This window comes from Actinopolyspora lacussalsi (assembly GCA_030803735.1).
Lineage (GTDB): Bacteria > Actinomycetota > Actinomycetes > Mycobacteriales > Pseudonocardiaceae > Actinopolyspora > Actinopolyspora lacussalsi.
This window is the reverse complement of sequence record JAURUC010000001.1, coordinates 4,180,552-4,197,088: the sequence shown is the minus strand read 5'-3', so window position 1 is coordinate 4,197,088 and position 16,537 is coordinate 4,180,552. Positions and strand designations below refer to the sequence as shown.

The 16,537-nt window shown below is 69.5% G+C and carries 15 protein-coding genes and 1 riboswitch; of the genes, 7 read left to right on the top strand and 8 right to left on the bottom strand.

Annotation, left to right across the window (positions count from 1 at the left end; all coding sequences use genetic code 11):
• Positions 1-261: 261 nt before the first annotated feature.
• Positions 262-834, top strand: a complete 573-nt coding sequence (locus J2S53_RS18660) for a peptide deformylase (RefSeq protein WP_456242062.1) — start codon at positions 262-264, stop codon at positions 832-834.
• Positions 835-928: 94 nt separating this feature from the next.
• Here the strand turns inward: J2S53_RS18660 and J2S53_RS18655 are convergent, their stop codons facing one another.
• Complete coding sequence (locus tag J2S53_RS18655) at positions 929-1,540, bottom strand: Uma2 family endonuclease (RefSeq protein ID WP_456242061.1); 612 nt, start codon at positions 1,538-1,540, stop codon at positions 929-931.
• Positions 1,541-1,783: 243 nt separating this feature from the next.
• On the opposite strand from J2S53_RS18655, the gene thiC reads away from it, so the two are divergent.
• Positions 1,784-3,439: a phosphomethylpyrimidine synthase ThiC gene (gene thiC / locus J2S53_RS18650; RefSeq protein WP_456242060.1), complete on the top strand. Its 1,656-nt coding sequence runs from the start codon at positions 1,784-1,786 to the stop codon at positions 3,437-3,439.
• Between the two features lie 143 nt (positions 3,440-3,582).
• On the opposite strand, the gene J2S53_RS18645 is transcribed toward thiC, so the two are convergent.
• Complete coding sequence (locus J2S53_RS18645; RefSeq protein ID WP_456242059.1) at positions 3,583-3,819, bottom strand: ribbon-helix-helix domain-containing protein; 237 nt, start codon at positions 3,817-3,819, stop codon at positions 3,583-3,585.
• Positions 3,820-4,020: 201 nt separating this feature from the next.
• Here J2S53_RS18645 and thiD point away from each other — a divergent pair, with 201 nt between their 5' ends.
• The 3 genes from thiD to J2S53_RS18630 all read left to right on the top strand — a co-directional run bounded on the left by thiD (position 4,021) and on the right by J2S53_RS18630 (position 8,414).
• On the top strand, positions 4,021-4,899 hold the full coding sequence (thiD, locus tag J2S53_RS18640; RefSeq protein WP_092974047.1) for a bifunctional hydroxymethylpyrimidine kinase/phosphomethylpyrimidine kinase: 879 nt from the start codon (positions 4,021-4,023) through the stop codon (positions 4,897-4,899).
• Positions 4,900-5,147: 248 nt separating this feature from the next.
• On the top strand, positions 5,148-7,121 hold the full coding sequence (locus J2S53_RS18635) for an FUSC family protein (protein ID WP_456242058.1): 1,974 nt from the start codon (positions 5,148-5,150) through the stop codon (positions 7,119-7,121).
• A gap of 138 nt (positions 7,122-7,259) precedes the next feature.
• A complete protein-coding gene (locus J2S53_RS18630) occupies positions 7,260-8,414 on the top strand; it encodes an ABC transporter permease (protein WP_456242057.1) in 1,155 nt (384 codons plus the stop codon).
• Between the two features lie 36 nt (positions 8,415-8,450).
• Here J2S53_RS18630 and thiG read toward each other — a convergent pair whose 3' ends face one another.
• From thiG to thiO, 3 genes are all read right to left on the bottom strand, one after another.
• Positions 8,451-9,215 (bottom strand): thiazole synthase, encoded by a 765-nt coding sequence (gene thiG, locus J2S53_RS18625; RefSeq protein ID WP_456242056.1) that lies wholly within the window; start codon positions 9,213-9,215, stop codon positions 8,451-8,453.
• Positions 9,216-9,217: 2 nt separating this feature from the next.
• The gene (thiS, locus tag J2S53_RS18620) at positions 9,218-9,418 is read right to left on the bottom strand and encodes a sulfur carrier protein ThiS (RefSeq protein ID WP_456242055.1); all 201 of its coding nucleotides are present in this window, start codon (positions 9,416-9,418) and stop codon (positions 9,218-9,220) included.
• Complete coding sequence (gene thiO / locus J2S53_RS18615) at positions 9,415-10,530, bottom strand: glycine oxidase ThiO (protein WP_456242054.1); 1,116 nt, start codon at positions 10,528-10,530, stop codon at positions 9,415-9,417. The genes thiS and thiO overlap by 4 nt, the downstream gene beginning before the upstream one ends.
• A riboswitch (TPP riboswitch) is annotated at positions 10,521-10,627 on the bottom strand. (Overlaps the previous gene by 10 nt.)
• Before the next feature lie 139 nt (positions 10,628-10,766).
• Here thiO and thiE point away from each other — a divergent pair.
• Positions 10,767-11,441: a thiamine phosphate synthase gene (thiE, locus tag J2S53_RS18610; RefSeq protein WP_456242053.1), complete on the top strand. Its 675-nt coding sequence runs from the start codon at positions 10,767-10,769 to the stop codon at positions 11,439-11,441.
• A 556-nt stretch (positions 11,442-11,997) separates the two neighbouring features.
• On the opposite strand, the gene J2S53_RS18605 is transcribed toward thiE, so the two are convergent.
• Positions 11,998-13,125, bottom strand: a complete 1,128-nt coding sequence (locus J2S53_RS18605) for a S1 family peptidase (protein ID WP_456242052.1) — start codon at positions 13,123-13,125, stop codon at positions 11,998-12,000.
• Between the two features lie 196 nt (positions 13,126-13,321).
• Complete coding sequence (locus J2S53_RS18600) at positions 13,322-14,413, bottom strand: hypothetical protein (protein WP_456242051.1); 1,092 nt, start codon at positions 14,411-14,413, stop codon at positions 13,322-13,324.
• A gap of 229 nt (positions 14,414-14,642) precedes the next feature.
• On the opposite strand from J2S53_RS18600, the gene J2S53_RS18595 reads away from it, so the two are divergent.
• The gene (locus J2S53_RS18595) at positions 14,643-15,620 is read left to right on the top strand and encodes a threonine ammonia-lyase (protein WP_456242050.1); all 978 of its coding nucleotides are present in this window, start codon (positions 14,643-14,645) and stop codon (positions 15,618-15,620) included.
• Here the strand turns inward: J2S53_RS18595 and J2S53_RS18590 are convergent.
• A complete protein-coding gene (locus J2S53_RS18590) occupies positions 15,601-16,359 on the bottom strand; it encodes a GntR family transcriptional regulator (protein WP_456242049.1) in 759 nt (252 codons plus the stop codon). The two genes, J2S53_RS18595 and J2S53_RS18590, sit on opposite strands and share 20 nt — an antisense overlap.
• Positions 16,360-16,537 lie beyond the last annotated feature (178 nt).

Sequence of the window (16,537 nt, the reverse complement as noted above, 5' to 3'; positions counted from 1 at the left end):
TCGCCTCACGATCGGCTCTCCGCACATGGTGAATCACGGAAGCGTGATCCCCACCCTCGTATTACACCATGTCTTGATCAGTGCCGGGGGTCATCACACGTAAGGGTGATGTATCAGGATCACAACGACTGTGAATCCCGCGCGCCGAATCATCCCGACACGGTGAGTCATCCCCCGGCAGAGCCGGAAGGCTCGGCAACGATCACTCTCGGCGTTCCGCCGCCTCACTCGGGACGCGCCCGGCCGGATAGGCTTTTGCGCATGACTGTCCACCCCATCCGCATCGCGGGCGATCCGGTACTGCACACCGCGACACGCGAGGTCGATGCCTTCGACGACGAGCTGCGCACCCTGATCGACGACATGTTCGAGACCATGAACGCGGCCAACGGGGTGGGGCTGGCGGCCAACCAGATCGGGGTGGACCTCCGGCTGTTCGTCTACGACTGCCCGGACGACGAGGGCGTGAACCATCGGGGTGTGGTGGTGAACCCGCGGCTGGAGACCTCGGAGATACCGGTGACCATGCCCGATCCGGACGACGACTGGGAGGGCTGCCTGTCGGTTCCCGGCGAGTCGTTCCCCACCGGCCGGGCGGACTACGCGAAGGTCACCGGCTTCGACGGCGACGGCTCAGCCGTGAAGCTGGAGGGACACGGTCACCTGGCCAGGTGCTTCCAGCACGAGACCGACCACCTCGACGGTTACCTGTACCTGAGCAGGCTGACCGGGAGGCACGCGCGCGCCGCCAAGAAGATGCTCAAGCGCAACGGCTGGACCGAACCGGGCAACTCGTGGAACCCGGTCACCGACGCGGACCCGTTCGCCGAGTAACGGGCCTCCGTCTGCTCGGATTTCCGCCGTGCTCGGTTGGCGGAACCTCTCGTGGGCTCTCCGCTCCGGCGACGCCCGGTAGCGAGCAGGTGGCTCAGAACCGCGTGGTTTCCAGGCGGAAACCGAACGGCTCGGGCAGCTCGATCCCGTCGCCGAACGGGACCTGAACCAGGTGCCGGTAGTGCCCGGACGCGGGATCGGAGTACAGCGACACAGTCGGTTCCCTGGAGTCGTAGCGGTCGACGAGCAGGTAGAGCGGCACTTCCGCACCGGCGTACGCCCGAAGCTTGGTGGTTCGGTCGGTCTCGGGATTGCTGGGGGAAGTGATCTCGACGGCCAGCAGCGCGAGCGCGGCGGGCACAGGAGTGGCTTCCGCATCGCTCGGAACCCGGTCGCGCGGTATCACCAGCAAATCCGGCACAAAGAGACCGACGCGCGGCGCCACCGAGACACCGGCGGTCTGAAAGATCGCCCAGTGATCCGGCACGTTGCGCACGAACAGCCGGTGCAGTTGGTCCGCGACCAGGTTGTGTTCGTGCCCGGGCGGCGGTGTCAGCACTATCCTTTCCTCGATGATCTCCGCGCGCCACCCCTCGGGCACATCCAGTTCCCGCCAGACCTCGAACAGTCCCGTCGAGGTCGGGGGCGAGTATGCCGGCGCGGCGGGCACAGCGCGCTCACCTCCTGTGTCGGATTCGTGACGCATCGTATCCTCCCGGCAGGAACCGCGGACCCGCGACTGGTCAACAGCTTACCGACTCGGGAACCACCCGGCCGGGGCAACGACACGCATTGCGCGCCGGGCCGAGGATGGCTAGTGTCTGCCGCCGACAACAGAAACCGCGGGAGCTCGCACCGGAAGCGGGCTGAGAGGGCGACTGGAGCGGATCTCCGGGGTCGCCGACCGCATGAACCTGACCGGGTAATACCGGCGTAGGGAGGAACGGCCATGGCCGACGTGTATCCGAACGAGTCCACATCGAACGGAACGGCCACACCGAGCATCACCACCGGAGCGATCCGGGGTTCGCACAAGATCCACCACAGCACCGAGTCGGGACTGCGCGTGCCCGCGCGCCGGATCGAGCTGAGCAACGGCCAGCACCTCGACGTCTACGACACCTCCGGACCCTACACCGACGACAACGCCGGGATCGACGTGCACGAGGGCATCCACCCGCTGCGTCGTGGTTGGACGGACGGACGGGAGCACCGCACCCAGCTGGAGTGGGCGCGACAGGGTGCCGTCACCCGCGAGATGGAGTACATCGCGGCGCGCGAGGACCTCTCCCCCGAATTCGTGCGCTCCGAGGTCGCCGCCGGCCGCGCGGTGGTCCCGGCGAACCGCTGCCACCCGGAGACCGAGCCGATGATCATCGGGAAGAACTTCCTGGTGAAGGTCAACGCCAACATCGGCAACTCGGCGGTCACCTCCTCGGTCGAGGAGGAGGTGGAGAAGATGGTCTGGGCGAGCCGCTGGGGCGCCGACACGATCATGGACCTGTCCACCGGCAGCCGCATCCACGAGACCAGGGAAGCCATCCTGCGCAACTCACCGGTGCCGATCGGCACCGTCCCGATCTACCAGGCGATGGAGAAGGTCGACAGCGATCCGGCCAAGCTGACCTGGGAGATCTACCGCGACACCGTGATCGAGCAGTGCGAGCAGGGCGTGGACTACATGACGGTGCACGCCGGGGTGCTGCTGCGCTACGTTCCGATGACGGCCCAACGTGTGACCGGCATCGTCTCGCGCGGGGGCTCGATCATGGCCGCCTGGTGCCTGGCGCACCACAGGGAGAGCTTCCTGTACGAGCGGTTCTCCGAGCTGTGCGAGATCCTGCGCTCCTACGACGTCACGTTCTCGCTGGGCGACGGGCTGCGTCCGGGCTCGATCGCCGACGCCAACGACCGCGCCCAGTTCGCCGAGCTGGAGACCCTCGGCGAACTCACCCACATCGCGCGGGAGCACGGCGTGCAGGTGATGATCGAGGGGCCGGGACACGTGCCGATGCACAAGATCGAGGAGAACGTCCGCCGCGAGGAGGAGCTGTGTGGCGAGGCCCCGTTCTACACGCTCGGGCCGCTGGCCACCGACATCGCTCCGGCGTACGACCACATCACCTCGGCGATCGGCGCGGCCGAGATCGGCAGGGCGGGCACCGCGATGCTGTGCTACGTCACCCCGAAGGAGCACCTGGGATTGCCGAACCGGGACGACGTCAAGACGGGCGTGATCGCGTACAAGATCGCGGCGCACTCGGCCGACCTCGCCAAGGGGCACCCCCGTGCGCAGGAACGCGATGACGAGCTGTCCAAGGCGCGCTTCGAGTTCCGCTGGAACGACCAGTTCAACCTCTCGCTGGACCCCGACACCGCGCGGGCGTACCACGACGAGACGCTGCCCGCCGAGCCCGCGAAGACGGCGCACTTCTGCTCCATGTGCGGGCCGAAGTTCTGCTCGATGAAGATCACGCAGGACGTGCGCGACTACGCCGCGAAGCACGGCCTGGACAGCGTGGAGGCGATCGAGGCCGGGATGCGGGAGAAGTCCGAGGAGTTCGCCGCCTCCGGCGGGGAGGTCTATCTCCCGATGGCCGAGTAAATCCCCGCACCGTCCCGCGTGAAACCGTTCGGGTTGTTCCGACGTCTCGGGAACATCCCGGACGGTTCAAGCGGGCGAGTACCGGCCCGCTCCGGGCGTTTCCGGAACGGCATCACGCCGGATGTGTAGGAATGATGCCGTACTCATAGCGATTCTTCCTCCCGGACTTGATCCACGAGGGCGTTCGACACGACAGCCCCTCGGCGTGGCAACGGACTGAATCCTCGGTTGAGGACGCTCCTCGGCCGGAGGTCACCGGAGGCGTACAACGCCTGGCGGGCGAGTTCGGACAGGGTCTGCCCGGTAGAGCGGCCCTCGCGACGGGCACGCTCCTTGAGCGCGACGTGAACATCGTCATCCAACCGAAGTGTGGTGCGCATGGATCCGATGCTGGCGCATCGAACCGACGAACACGCACGAGGTGACTGTCGGACCCCTTTTTCCCACTCGCGAAAATTGCCGGACGAGTCGCTCCGATTCCTTCATCCGCAGCTACACAACGCGGGTGCCGCTGGGATACACCGTGCGCTAACCGAGCCGACCCATCCACCCGGCCCACTCACAGCACGGGAACTTCTACGATGAGTTCGATGGACTCCACACCCACGGGCACCGGAATCCGGCCCGCCAACGACACGGCCCCGCCCACGGCCCTGACGATCGCGGGATCGGACTCGGGAGGCAGTGCGGGCATGCACGCCGACCTGCGCACCTTCTTCTCCTGCGGCGTGCACGGCATGACCGCGGTGACGGCGGTGACCGTGCAGAACACGCTCGGAGTCTCCGACATGGTCGAGATCCCGCCGGAGACGGTGGCGGCCCAGGTCGAGTCGGTCGCCTCCGACATCGGGGTGCACGCCGCCAAGACCGGGGTGCTGCCCTCGGCGGCGTGCATCGAGGCGGTGCTGGCGGCCTGCGACCGGCAGGGCATCGGCCGGGACGGCCGCACCCCGCTGGTGCTCGATCCGGTGGCCGCCTCGCGCAACGGCGAACCGCTGCTGCGGGCCGACGCGCTGGCGGCGCTGCGCGACGAGGCGTTCCCCCGGGCCACCCTGGTGACACCGAACCTCGACGAGGTGCGGCTGCTGACCGGTATCGAGGTGCGAGACCGGGACCAGCTCTGGGACGCGGCCAAGGCGGTGCACGACTTCGGCCCCGAGTACGTGCTGATCAAGAGCGGGCACCTGCCCGAGGACCCGGAGTGCGTGGACCTGCTGTTCGACGGGCACGAGGCGGTCACCCTGCCCGGCCCCCGGTACTCCACGGTGCACACTCACGGCGCGGGTGACGCCTTCGCGTCCGCGATCACCGCCGCGCTGGCGCGCGGCGCGCCGATGGAGCGCGCGGTCCGGCTGGGCAAGCGGTTCGTCAGCCGCTCGGTGCGGCACGCCTACCCGCTGGGCAACGGCGTCGGCCCGGTCTCGACCTTCTGGCGGATCAGCAGTCGCTCGATCCAGTGATCGCCACCCGGCCCCGACGATCCCGGGCGCGGCGATTTCGCGAGAAATCGCCGAAAAGCCCTACTAACGAGTGATTTCGCTCGCTGCTCGGTAACCCTGATCGTGGGGTGTGTCGACGTATCCGACGAGGGACTGAATTACCACGGCAGAGTGGTTCGGGGACCCCTGCCCTGGTAACAGCCGATCGTCGGCATCGCCGTCGATACGTCAGTACGAGCACACACCAGGGGAAGCGTGGGGCGAATCCGGTGCTGAAACGACTACGGGCAGAGCTGTCCACCGAAGCGGGCGCGCCAGACCCACGACAGCGGCAGTACACCACGGCAGTGCTGCTCGCCGTGGTGGCGGCGACCCTCGTCGGCCGACTGTCCGACATCGGAGAACCGCTGATCATCGCGGGAATGACGGCGGTGCTCACCCTGATCTCCTCCGGCGGGCACTCGCTGCGCGCCGACCTGCGGATGTTCGCGAGATTCGCGCCCGCCATCACGGTGGTGCTGGCCGTCGGTCCGCTGCTGACGAACGCGCCGGTGCTCGCGGGGGCGCTGGTGGCCGCCGTGGTGTTCGGCGCGGGCATGCTGCCCGCGCTGGGAGAGCGCTACCGCACCTTCGGGCAGACCTTCGCCGCCGCGACGCTGCTGTCCACCACGACCGGGATCGGCGCGGGAGAACCGGCCTGGATGCTGGCCACCGCCGCCGTGCTCGGCGCGCTGCTGGCGCTGCTGCTGCGGGTGCTGGTGGGGCTGACCGATCCGAGCAGGACGATCCGGGCGACCGTGGCGCGCACGCTGACCACCCCCGGTCCGGGCGTGGTCGAGAGCGCGGCCGACTCCTGGCGCGCCGACGGCAGGGTCGGCTGGCTGGGCCAGGTGCTGGCCGGCGCCGCCCGGTTCCGGGCCGCTCGCGAGGTACTGCTGGCGCAGGCGCAGCAGTCGCACGGCGAGCAGCGGGAATGGCTGTACCGCATCGCGACGCGGGCCGACGAGATCGCGGCCGAACTGGCGGTGGCCGTTCGCTCGCGGGTGTGCACCGGTTTGAACGGTCTGGCCCGCACACGTCCCGAGGTGCTGGAAGGTGCGGCCAACCGGCAGGTGCCGGACGCGGTGCGCGGCATCAACGAGGGGTTCGACCGGGTGCGCCGCGCGGTGCTGCAACGGGACCACGCGGCGGCCACCCCGGCGGAACGCGGTGGCAGGCGGCAGCAGGCCGTGGGGGCGATGCGGGCCCATCTGTCGCTGCGGTCCTCGCTGTTCCAGCACGCGCTGCGCTGCACCCTGGCCGTCACGGTGGGCATGGTGATCGTGCTGCTGCTGCGGGATCCCTCCGCCTCCACGCTGCTGCTGAGCCTGTACGTGGTGCTGCAACCGGCCGCGCGGGACAGCATGAACGGTGCGCTGGAACGCACCGGCGGGGCGGTGCTCGGGGTGATAGTGCTGGCCGTGGTGATCGTGCTGGTGCCCTACGCGACGCTGCTGATACCCGTGTTCATAGCGGCGATGCTGTTGCGGGTGGAACAGCTGCGCAACGACTACCGCGTGCTGCTGGGCGCGCTGATCGCCATCACCGTGCTCGCCCGGATCGTGGAGTTGGACGAGCGTTCGCTGGTCAACGCGACGATCAGCTTCGCAGCCAACACCGCGATCGGTGCCGCGGTCGCGCTCAGCGTGGGATTCGTGAGCTACCTGGTGCTGCCGGGCAGCCTGGTGCCGGACGTGCGGGGGACGGTGCGCGCCACCGTGTGGTCGGTATCGGAACTGCTGCGCAGTGTCCGCGCGGTCGGGCGCGGTGCCGAGCTGAAGGCACCGCTGCGGGCCGCGCACGTGCTCGCGCTGCGCCGCACCCAGGACCTGCTCGGCCTGCCGGCCAAACTGGACGGTTCCGACACGGTTGAGGAGGAAGCCGAGCGCAGCAGCAGGGACGCGGCGGTGGCACTGGACGCGCTGCGGCAGGACCTGGCGACGCTGGCGTTCCGACCCGACTCCGAACGGGCGCTGGCGGTACCGGCGCTGAGCGCGGTCGACGACCTGCTGGGCGGCAACACCACGGCGCGGATACCCGACATCCCGTCCGGGCAGGCACCCGCAACCGAGCTGCTTGCCGGTTCCCTGCTGGAGAACGCGCTGCACGCCAGAGCCGCGATCGACGAGACGTTCGGCTACAACGACCCGTGGAAGAGCTACACCATCTCGTTCGTGCGCCCGGAACGGCTGCGGATCCGTTGAGTCCGGCGTCGCGGAGAAGACCCCTGGCTTCTCACCCGATGCACCGAGGTGGTCTCCGATCGTGGCGGAAAATGGGATCGAAAGCGGCAAAATCTTTCACGATTCCGGGATGACCACTTCGGACAGGGGGGAAATCGGATGTGGCGGTGGGCAGGGCCGGAGCGGCAACGGTCGAACTCCTCGTCACGGCGCGCGCTGGTTCTGCTGGCGATATTGACCGTACTGGCCGGCGCGTCGGCGAGCGTGAGCTCGGGAGCTCGTTCGACCATCGAGCGTGAGGTACTCAGCTCCGGCGGATCGACTCGGATCGAACTCTCCTCGATCGAAACCGGTCACTCCGTTCGTGAGCTCAACACCGAGAACCTCGACGAAGCGCGAGGGCTGGAGCACGTCGCCAAGATAGTTCCCGACCACATATCGACCATCTACACCGGAAACTCCGATCCCGACGCCCCCACCTTCGACCTCACCACGCACTCCTGGTGGCCCGCGGCACGCCCCTCCATCGTTCGAGGTGAAATACCGCAACCACTCGAACCGGGTCAGCTGGTACTCCCCTCACGCGGCTCCGGGGTCGATTTCAACCGATACGTGGGAGAGGAGCTTCTCGCCGCCTACACGCGGGCAACCGGCGAGCGCTCGGGAACACCCGAGCAAACGACTTTCGAGGTGGTGGCCACCTACGACCCCGACTGGCAGTTGGACGGTCCCGATGTCGCCTATGCCGCCCCGGAAACGACAGCCATGCTGGCAGCGGCCAAGGCGGGGATGCCCCCTGAGCGATACCGATCCACCACGGGAGCGACGTCGGCGGTGGTCTCGGTGGCTGAGGAACAGTACGTGTCCGCTGTGGCGGAAAGGCTACAGCGGATGGGATTCTCCGCGTCACCGGTTGCCGATCGGGTGCGCAACCTGCCGGGTGTGCTCGGAGCGGCCGAACCCGGATGTCAGCTCGGTATCCTCGTCCTCGTCGTACTCGCCGTCGCTGTGCTCGTCGGCCTGTCCAACACCCGTTCCAGTGTCCACAACCGCCTGTTCGGCGAAGTGATACGAACCGGACTGCTCACCGGTGTCCTCGGCAGCGTGGTCGGGTTCAGTGGCGCGCTGCTGCTACGTGGGCCTCTTGAACAGCTGCTGGGACTGAAGGTGAGCCTCACCGACATGTTGCCGCATCCGCTCTGGGCCGTGGCAGTCGTACTGACGCCGCTCATCGGTCTGGTGCTCGGAGCGTTGTTCGGAGGGCGTTTCGCCGTTCGACGAGCTCCCCGCCCGCCTGCCGCGGGCCAAGCCTGAGTGAACCGAGTGGGATTCGGGAGACTCCCCCCTTCCTCACTCCATCGGCCTGCCGGGGCTGGACGCCTCGGCCCAGTAGCGGCGCGGGATCCGGCCCGCCTGCACGGCCAGCCGCCCCGCCTCCACACCGGAACGCATCGCGGCGGCCATGCGTTCCGGATCGTGCGCGCGGGTGACGGCCGAGGCCAGCAGCACCGCGTCACAGCCCAACTCCATGGCGAACGCGGCGTCGGAGGCGGTGCCGATCCCGGCGTCGAGCACGATAGGCACCGAAGCTCGGGAGCAGATCATCTCGATGTTGTGCGGGTTGCGAATGCCCAGCCCCGTCCCGATCGGCGAGCCCAGCGGCATCACCGCCGCGCAGCCGAGCTGTTCCAACCGCGTGGCGAGCGCGGGGTCGTCGTTGGTGTAGGCGAGCACCACGAAGCCCTGGTCGATCAGCTGCTCGGCTGCGTCGGTCAGCTCCACCGGATCGGGCAGCAGCGTGTCCTCGTCGATCACGACTTCCAGCTTGATCCAGTTCGTGCCCAGGGCCTCGCGTGCCAGCTGCGCGGTGAGCACCGCCTCGGCAGCGCTGCGGCAACCGGCGGTGTTGGGCAGCGGAGCTATGCCGAGCCGCCGCAGCAGGTCGAACACCCCGGTGCCCCCACCGGTGTCGGCGCGACGCATCGCCACGGTGGTCAGCTCCGTGCCGGAGGCGATCAGCGCCTGCTCCAGCGCGGTCAGACTGGCCGCACCCCCGGTTCCGGTAATCAGCCGCGAACCGAATTCGTATCCGGCTATGACCAGCGGATCGTCCATGATCATCCTCCTTGCACGGCGGTGACGATCTCCACCGTCGCGGCCGTACCGAGTTCGGTCTCCTGCCAGCGGTCCCGGGGAACCACGGCGCCGTCCAGCGCCACCGCCACCCCGCGGGACGGGCTGCGGAAACGTTCCAGCGCGTCGGCGAGGGTCGCGCCCCGCTCGAACTCGTAGCGCTCTCCGTTGATCGTGACGTTCATCGTCGAACTCCACTTCGCATCGGATCGGCGGGTTCGGTCTCGGCGGGCACGTCGCCGCCCCGCAGCAGCGCGGTGACCGCCTCGGCGGTGATCGGCGCGTGCAGGAATCCGTTGCGGTGGTGCCCGGTGGCGACGAGCACCCCGGGTTCCAGCCAACCGATCAGCGGCAGGTTGTCCGGCGTGCCGGGACGCAACCCCGCCGTGGCCTCGGCCAGTTCGTACTCGCCGAGGCCGGCCACCAGCCGCTCGGCGTCGCCGATCAGGTCACGCACCCCGCCCACGGTGACCCGCGTGTCGAATCCGTTCTCGTACTGCGTGGCACCCACGACCAGGCCGTCCGGACGCGGCACCAAGTAAACCGGCCTGCCGTGCACCGGTCCCCGGATGGTGTGTGCCGGGGGCGGCAGCGCGGTGCTCCTGCGACTGAGCCGCAGGATCTCGCCCTTGACGGGGCGGACCAGCTCGGCCAGGCCGTCGTGCAGCTGCCCGGAGCCGCTGCCCGCCGCGATCACCACCGCGTCGCAGCGCAGCTCGGAATCGGCGAGTTCCACCACGCCGGGCCGGACGCGGCGGGCCGACTCGGTGTGGAACTCCACCCCGGCCCGCCGGGCGGCCTCGCGCAGCGCGGCGAGCGTGGTGCGGTTGTCGACCGAGAGGTCGCCCGGCACTTCCAACCCGCCGTGCACGGCGGGCGCCAGGGCGGGCTCCATCCTGCGCAGTGCCCTGCCGGAGTGCCTGGTGACCGTCCGGCCCAGCTTGGCCAGGTGTTCGGCGATCTCGTGCAGCTGCTCGCGGTCGGCGCTGTCGGCCCCCACCACGAGCGTGCCCCGCTCACCGAGTCCGGAGGGTGCGTCGGCGGCGCGGGACAGTTCGGCGGCGAAGTCCGGCCAGCGTCGCAACGAGGCCGTTCCCAGTTCGAGCAGCTCCTCCTCGCCGAACCAGGTCTCGGCCAGCGGCGCCAGCATCCCGCCCGCGACGTGCGAGGCACCGCTCGCCGGTTCCGGGTCGACCAGCCGCACCCGGCAGCCCAGCGTGGCCAACCGCCACGCGCAGGACAGCCCGATCACACCGCCCCCGACCAGGGCGATGTCGTGATGTCGTTCGTCGGTCAATGCTCGCTCCCTGCGCCGGCATGATCCGGATCAGGTTCGGCGGTCGGGGCTTCAGCCCCCTCTCAGTCCGTTCGGCCGGACTCCCGCGGGTACCCACCGCACAGCTTAGGTGATGAACTCCGTCCGCGTCAGGTGGTGCTCGACGAGCCACTGGTCACGTCGACGACATGTTTCCACCGGAGCCACAGCGGGATGTGACTGGCGCCACCCTCCGGCGCGTGGCCTACCCTGGAAGCATGCCCGGAATGGACGGCTACGGAATGCGCGCCCGGCTGGCTCAGGCGCGGCTGTACTTGTGCACCGACGCGCGCCGGGAACGCGGTGACCTCGCCGAGTTCGTGGACGAGGCGCTGGCGGGCGGGGTGGACATCATCCAGCTGCGTGACAAGGACGAGTCCGGCGCTCCGCTGGAGGCCCGCGAGGAGCTGGCGGCGTTGCGGGTGCTGGCCGACTCCTGCGTCCGGCACGACGCGCTGCTGGCGGTCAACGACCGCGCGGACATCGCGCTGGCCGTCGACGCGGACGTGCTGCACCTGGGGCAGGACGACCTACCGGTGGCCACCGCCCGCGGCATCGTCGGCGATCAGATGATCATCGGTCGTTCCACGCACGACGTGGTGCAGGCCGACTCGGCGGCCACCGAGCGCGGGGTGGACTACTTCTGCACCGGCCCGGTGTGGACCACCCCCACGAAGCCGGGCCGCGAGGCCGCGGGGATCGACCTGGTGAGCCACGCCGCCGAGCACCACGGACACGGCAGGCCGTGGTTCGCGATCGGCGGCATCGGGCCGGAGAACCTGGACGAGGTAATGGCGGCTGGCGCCGAGCGCGTGGTGGTGGTCCGCGCGATCACCGAGGCGGAGAATCCCAGGGAGGCAGCGGCACAGCTGCGCTCCCGCCTGGTGGGCTGACCGCTGGTGAGCCCAGTACGGCCGCGAAGCACGGTGGACGACCGGATCGGGTGACCGCGAGCCGAAGCGGAACGACACCACTTCCCGTGTGGCCGTACGCTCCGGCGATCGACGGCACGGCCCGACGATTTCGCGAGAAATTGACATCCCGCCCCCGCAAAACCCTCAACTGGAACAACCCCACCGAACAACTCACCCTTGCACTCACCACCTGACCCCACCCGAGAAATTGACGGTGCACCCTCTGGTGACGGCGGCCCCCGCTGGGAGGGGGCCGAGGGCCGCCGCCCGGAGTCGTTCCCGCCGCTCGCACGTCGGCGGGACCGAACACCGTCCGTGGGGCGGGCACCGAGCCGGTGCCCGCCGGAACTCCGCTCCGTCCTGCCTTCTCGGTGGTGCTGTTGTCCTTCTCCGGCACTCCCCATGCCGAATCACGGGCCACCCACGCGGCTAGAACAGCGTCGATTTCTCGCGAAATCGCCGCGCCGCTGGGCGAGAGCCGTGCCGGAGGTTCCGCCACCCGCACCGCCGAGCAAGCCGAGCGGTCACACGGGAATCAGCCGGTCAGGAGAGAGACGCCGTAGTGGCCCAGTGCCTCGTTGACCGGCTGGAAGAAGGTGGTCCCGCCGGAGGTGCAGTTGCCCCAACCACCGGAGGTGATTCCCTGCGCCTGCCGCCCGGAGACGAACGAACCACCGGAGTCGCCGGGCTCGGCGCAGACGTCGGTACGGGTGAGTCCTTCGACGATCCCCTCGGGGTAGCGCACGCTCTGGTGCTTGCCGACGATGGTGCCGCAGTGCCAGCCGGTCGTGGAGCCGGAGCGGCACACCGAGGCTCCCACCGGCGCCTCCGTTGAGCCCGCGATGTTGACGGTGCCACCGCCGTAGTCGTTGACCAGCGGTTTACCGGGTGCCGAGCTGCGGACGAAGGAGAAGTCGTTACCGGGGAAGGAGGAGCCCGCCACCGTCCCCGCCGGGTTGCTGGTGCCGTCCCCGGTGGCGGCGCAGTGCCCCGCGCTGAGGAATCCACCCCGGACGGCGAAGCCGATCGAACAGCGGGTGTCACCGCCCGTGTAGTAGGGGTTGCCGCCGATCACGTCGGCGTAGAGTCGCGGCTCGCCCGGGGTCTCGGTGATTCGTACCGCCTCGGTGGGCACTCCGGTGGAGCGGAGGAACTCCCGCACCCGCGGCGCGCTGCCCCGTTCGGCGGTGAGCACCACCGAGTTGTCCGTGGTGTCCACGTAGTGCCCGGTCACCGCGGCCGGGGCGCCGCGCAGCGATCCGTCCAGCCGCTCGGCGATGCCTTCGAGGTACCGGGAGCTGTACTGGACCAGCTCGGCCCGTGCACCGGCAGCGCGGGCGTCGGCCAGCCGGGAGCGGTCGGTCACGCCGACCACCAGCCGCCCGCTCGCGGCGTCGTAGTGCGCGCCGCCGTAGGAGTTCCCCAGCGTGCGCCGCAGCGTGTGGCGGACCTGCTCGGCTATCGTCTCCTGGTACAACCGCAGCCGGGACTCGCGTGCGCTGAGACCGAGGTCGCGCTGCATCGCCTTGAGCAGCGAAGCGGCCCCGTCCGGTTCAGCGGTGTTCGTGTTGTCGGCTGCCGAGGCGGCCGGTGCCGCGGTCGCGACGGTGGCCGTTGCCAACAACAGGGTCCCCACGAGACGGCAGGCGATCCCTAACTTCACTGACGGCCTCCCTCGAAAGCGGGAAAATTTCCACGATCGCGTGAGCGGCGTTGGGTGATCACCGCGCCAGCATTGCTGCGCAACGTAGCAGATCTCGCCGCGATATCGGAGAGGTATCAGCGGAATAACTCACGGTGTGTTTTCGCCGCCACTTCGCGTGATCGAAATAACGGACGAAACGAACCAACCGGATCAATCACTCGCCGGGTGCCGAGGAACGACCAGTCTGTCGGAGGCGCGCGCTCGGTGTGGGTTCGGCCGAGCCGGTCTCCGACGTCTCCGGGGTCTCGGACTCGGTGGGGGACGTCGAATCCGTGGTGCTGCCGGGCCGCTGCTCACCGGACTCCTCCGGAGCGGAGGTCTCACTCGGTGCGGTACTCGTACCGGAGGGCTCGGAGGGGCCGGAGGATTCGGAGGGTTCGGGGGTCGAACTCGACTCGGAGGCGGGCACCGGCTCCTGCCCGTCGGACGGATCGGACCGCGTACCGGCATCGCCCTGCCGGAACATGTTCCCCACGGTGGTCCCACCGGAATCGCCGGAGACCGAGTCACCGGTGATGCTCTCGTAACCGGTGATCAGCACCATGCACAGCACGAACGCGAGTCCACTGGTCAGGGCCACCACGCGCCAGTTGAAACGACGCCGTCCACGCCGGACGGAGGATTCGTCGCCGCTCGGGCTGGTCTCCCCGTTCGCCGCGTTCCTCCCGTTCGCGGCGGCGCCACTAGCGGCGCCGGCGATGACGCTTGTCGGTTCGTCCGACGAGTCGCCGTACCCGGCGGGACGTATCCGCCTGGTTACGTCCGGCGCCACCAGCCGTCTGGTGACTTCCGCGTCGGGCCGCTCGACCGTCGGGGAACCGCCCGCGGTGCCCGTTCCGGAACTGCCGCTCCCCGTGTTCGCCGTCCCCGTGGTCGGTCGTTGTCGCATCGGCTCGGTGGGCGCGTGCGGATCCACCCACCCCGCCGCGTTCCCCGTTCGCACCGCCCTGCGCCTGGCGGCTCGCTTCAAAGCGGCATTGGCCGCCTTCTCCCTGGTCGATTCCAGCGAACGCTGGTACACCGCCCCGCCGAGCGTGATCACCACACTGGTCAGCGCCGCACCGGAAACCGTTCCGGCTATCCCGAGCTGACCACCGAGCACCGCGGCCGTGGCTGCGGCGAGCCCGGTGCCGGTCACCTGGGCGGGCGAAACACCGAGCTTGTCGAACGGTTTCGTCGAGCGCTTGGGCTCGGCCTTGTCGGACTCCTCCTCCCCCTGGATGTCCGGATCCCGCTGTTGGCTCATCTCTCTCCCACGCAGTCGTCGCCTCGCACGTCCAACGGACGATCTCGGCGTGCTGCTCCCGGGAGAGCCCCGCTAGTGAGTACTCCCACTCGGTGTAACACCGGTGCTCGCGAGCACCGAAGGATCTCCGGAACCGGAAGCATGGGTGCACCACGATGCCGCGCGGCCGGGGCACCCCGCGGTCGACCCCGGACGCGGGACGGCTCACCGGATCGGCAAGGATTTCCGCATGTCGTTGGTCACGAACGAGGACGCGCGTGCCGCGCGGGAGATCCTGGGACAGCTGGGGCCCCAGGGCCCGGTGCGTACACCGCTGCTTCCGGTACCCGACGCCGACCGGAACGCTCCGCTGCTGCTCAAACCGGAGAGCCTGCAACCGACCGGCGCCTTCAAGATCAGGGGTGCGCTGCACGCCACGGCCGTGCTGGACGAACGCACCCGCGCCAGGGGGATAGTCGCCTACTCCAGCGGGAACCACGCGCGTGCCGTGGCCCACGCCGGGAAGGTGTTCGGGATACCGGCGACCGTGGTGGTGCCGCACACTGCCCCGGCGGCGAAGGTAGCCGCGGCGCGTGCGCTGGGTGCCGAGATCGTGCCGGTGGAGGTCTCGGAACGGGAGTCGCGTGCCGGTGAGATCGCCGAGCGGCGCGGCGCACGGCTGATCCCGCCGTTCGACGACGCGACCGTGCTCGCGGGTCAGGCGACGGTGGGGCTGGAGATCGCCGAGGACATCGACGCGCTCGGGCTGTCCGAGGTGACGGTGCTGGTGCCGGTCAGCGGCGGCGGTTTGATCTCGGGGGTCGCCGCCGGGCTGGCTGGTTGCCGCGCCCGCGTGCGGCTGGTGGGGGTGGAACCGGAGCTGGCCGCGGACACCAGGGAGAGCTTTTACGCGGGCGAGCGCCGCCACTGGTCGGTGGCGGCGCGCACCAGCACTTTGGCCGACGGACTGACCGCGCAGCCCTCCGAGTTCACCTTCGCCCACATCCGTGAGCTGGTCGACGACATCCGCACGGTCTCCGAGGACGAGATCCGCGAATCGGTGGGATTCCTCGCCGAGAGCTGCCGACTGGTCGCGGAGCCCAGCGGGGCGGTGACCACGGCCGCGCACCGCCACCGCACGCGGGAGTCGGGGACGACCCCCACGGTGGCGGTGGTCAGCGGCGGAAACATCGACCGCGCCGCGCTGCTCAGTTCCTTGGCGGATTGAGGCTGGCGACGAACTTGTAGCGGTCTCCCCGGTAGATCGAACGCACCCACTCCACCGGGGTGCCGTCCTGGTGGAAGGAGTGCCGGGACAGCAACAGCATCGGCAGCCCCACGTCGGCACCGAGCAGTTCCGCCTCCTCCGGGCTGGCCAGCGCGGTCTCGATGGTCTCCTCGGCGCTGGCGAAGGAGATGCCGTACCGCTCACGCAGCACCTGGTACAGCGAAGCCCCCGCTTCCACGAGCTGGGTCAGCCCCTTGAAGCGGCTCAGCGGCAGATGGGTGGTCTCGATGGCCATCGCCTCGTCGTCGGCCAACCGCAGCCTGCGCATCCGCAGCACCGGACTGCCGGAACCGATGCCGAGCAGATGGGCCAGCTCCCGCTCGGCGGGCTCCTCGTTCATCTCCAACAGCCGGGAATCGGGCTGCCTGCCCTGGGCACGCATGTCCTCGGTATAGCTGCTCAGCTGCAATCGCTGGGCCACCTTGGGTTGCGCGGCGAACGTGCCCTTGCCCTGGACGCGCAGCAGCCTGCCCTCCACCGTCAGTTCGGCCAGCGCCTGCCGGACCGTGGTTCGGGAGACGTCGAACTCGGCGGCCAGCGCCCGCTCGGTCGGTATCGAGGACCCAGCCGGCATGGAGCGAAGCATGTCCAGCAGATGCTGCTTCAACCCCCAGTACTTGGGCTCGCGTTGGTTCTTGGTCGGCATGTCGGCCCCGCCGGGCACCGACGCTTCGAGCATGTTTCCTCCTACCGTCGCGCCTGCGAACGGGGCGATCAGCACTACCGATTCCAGCATGCCGGAGTTTCACGGCACAGTAGGAATCGCATCCCGCCGCCCCCTTGTCGATATGCCCGGGGTCACAACCCGTCGTGCGGCCCGCGAGTTCGGTGGACAAGCGGGGCTGTCGGCCCGCCGG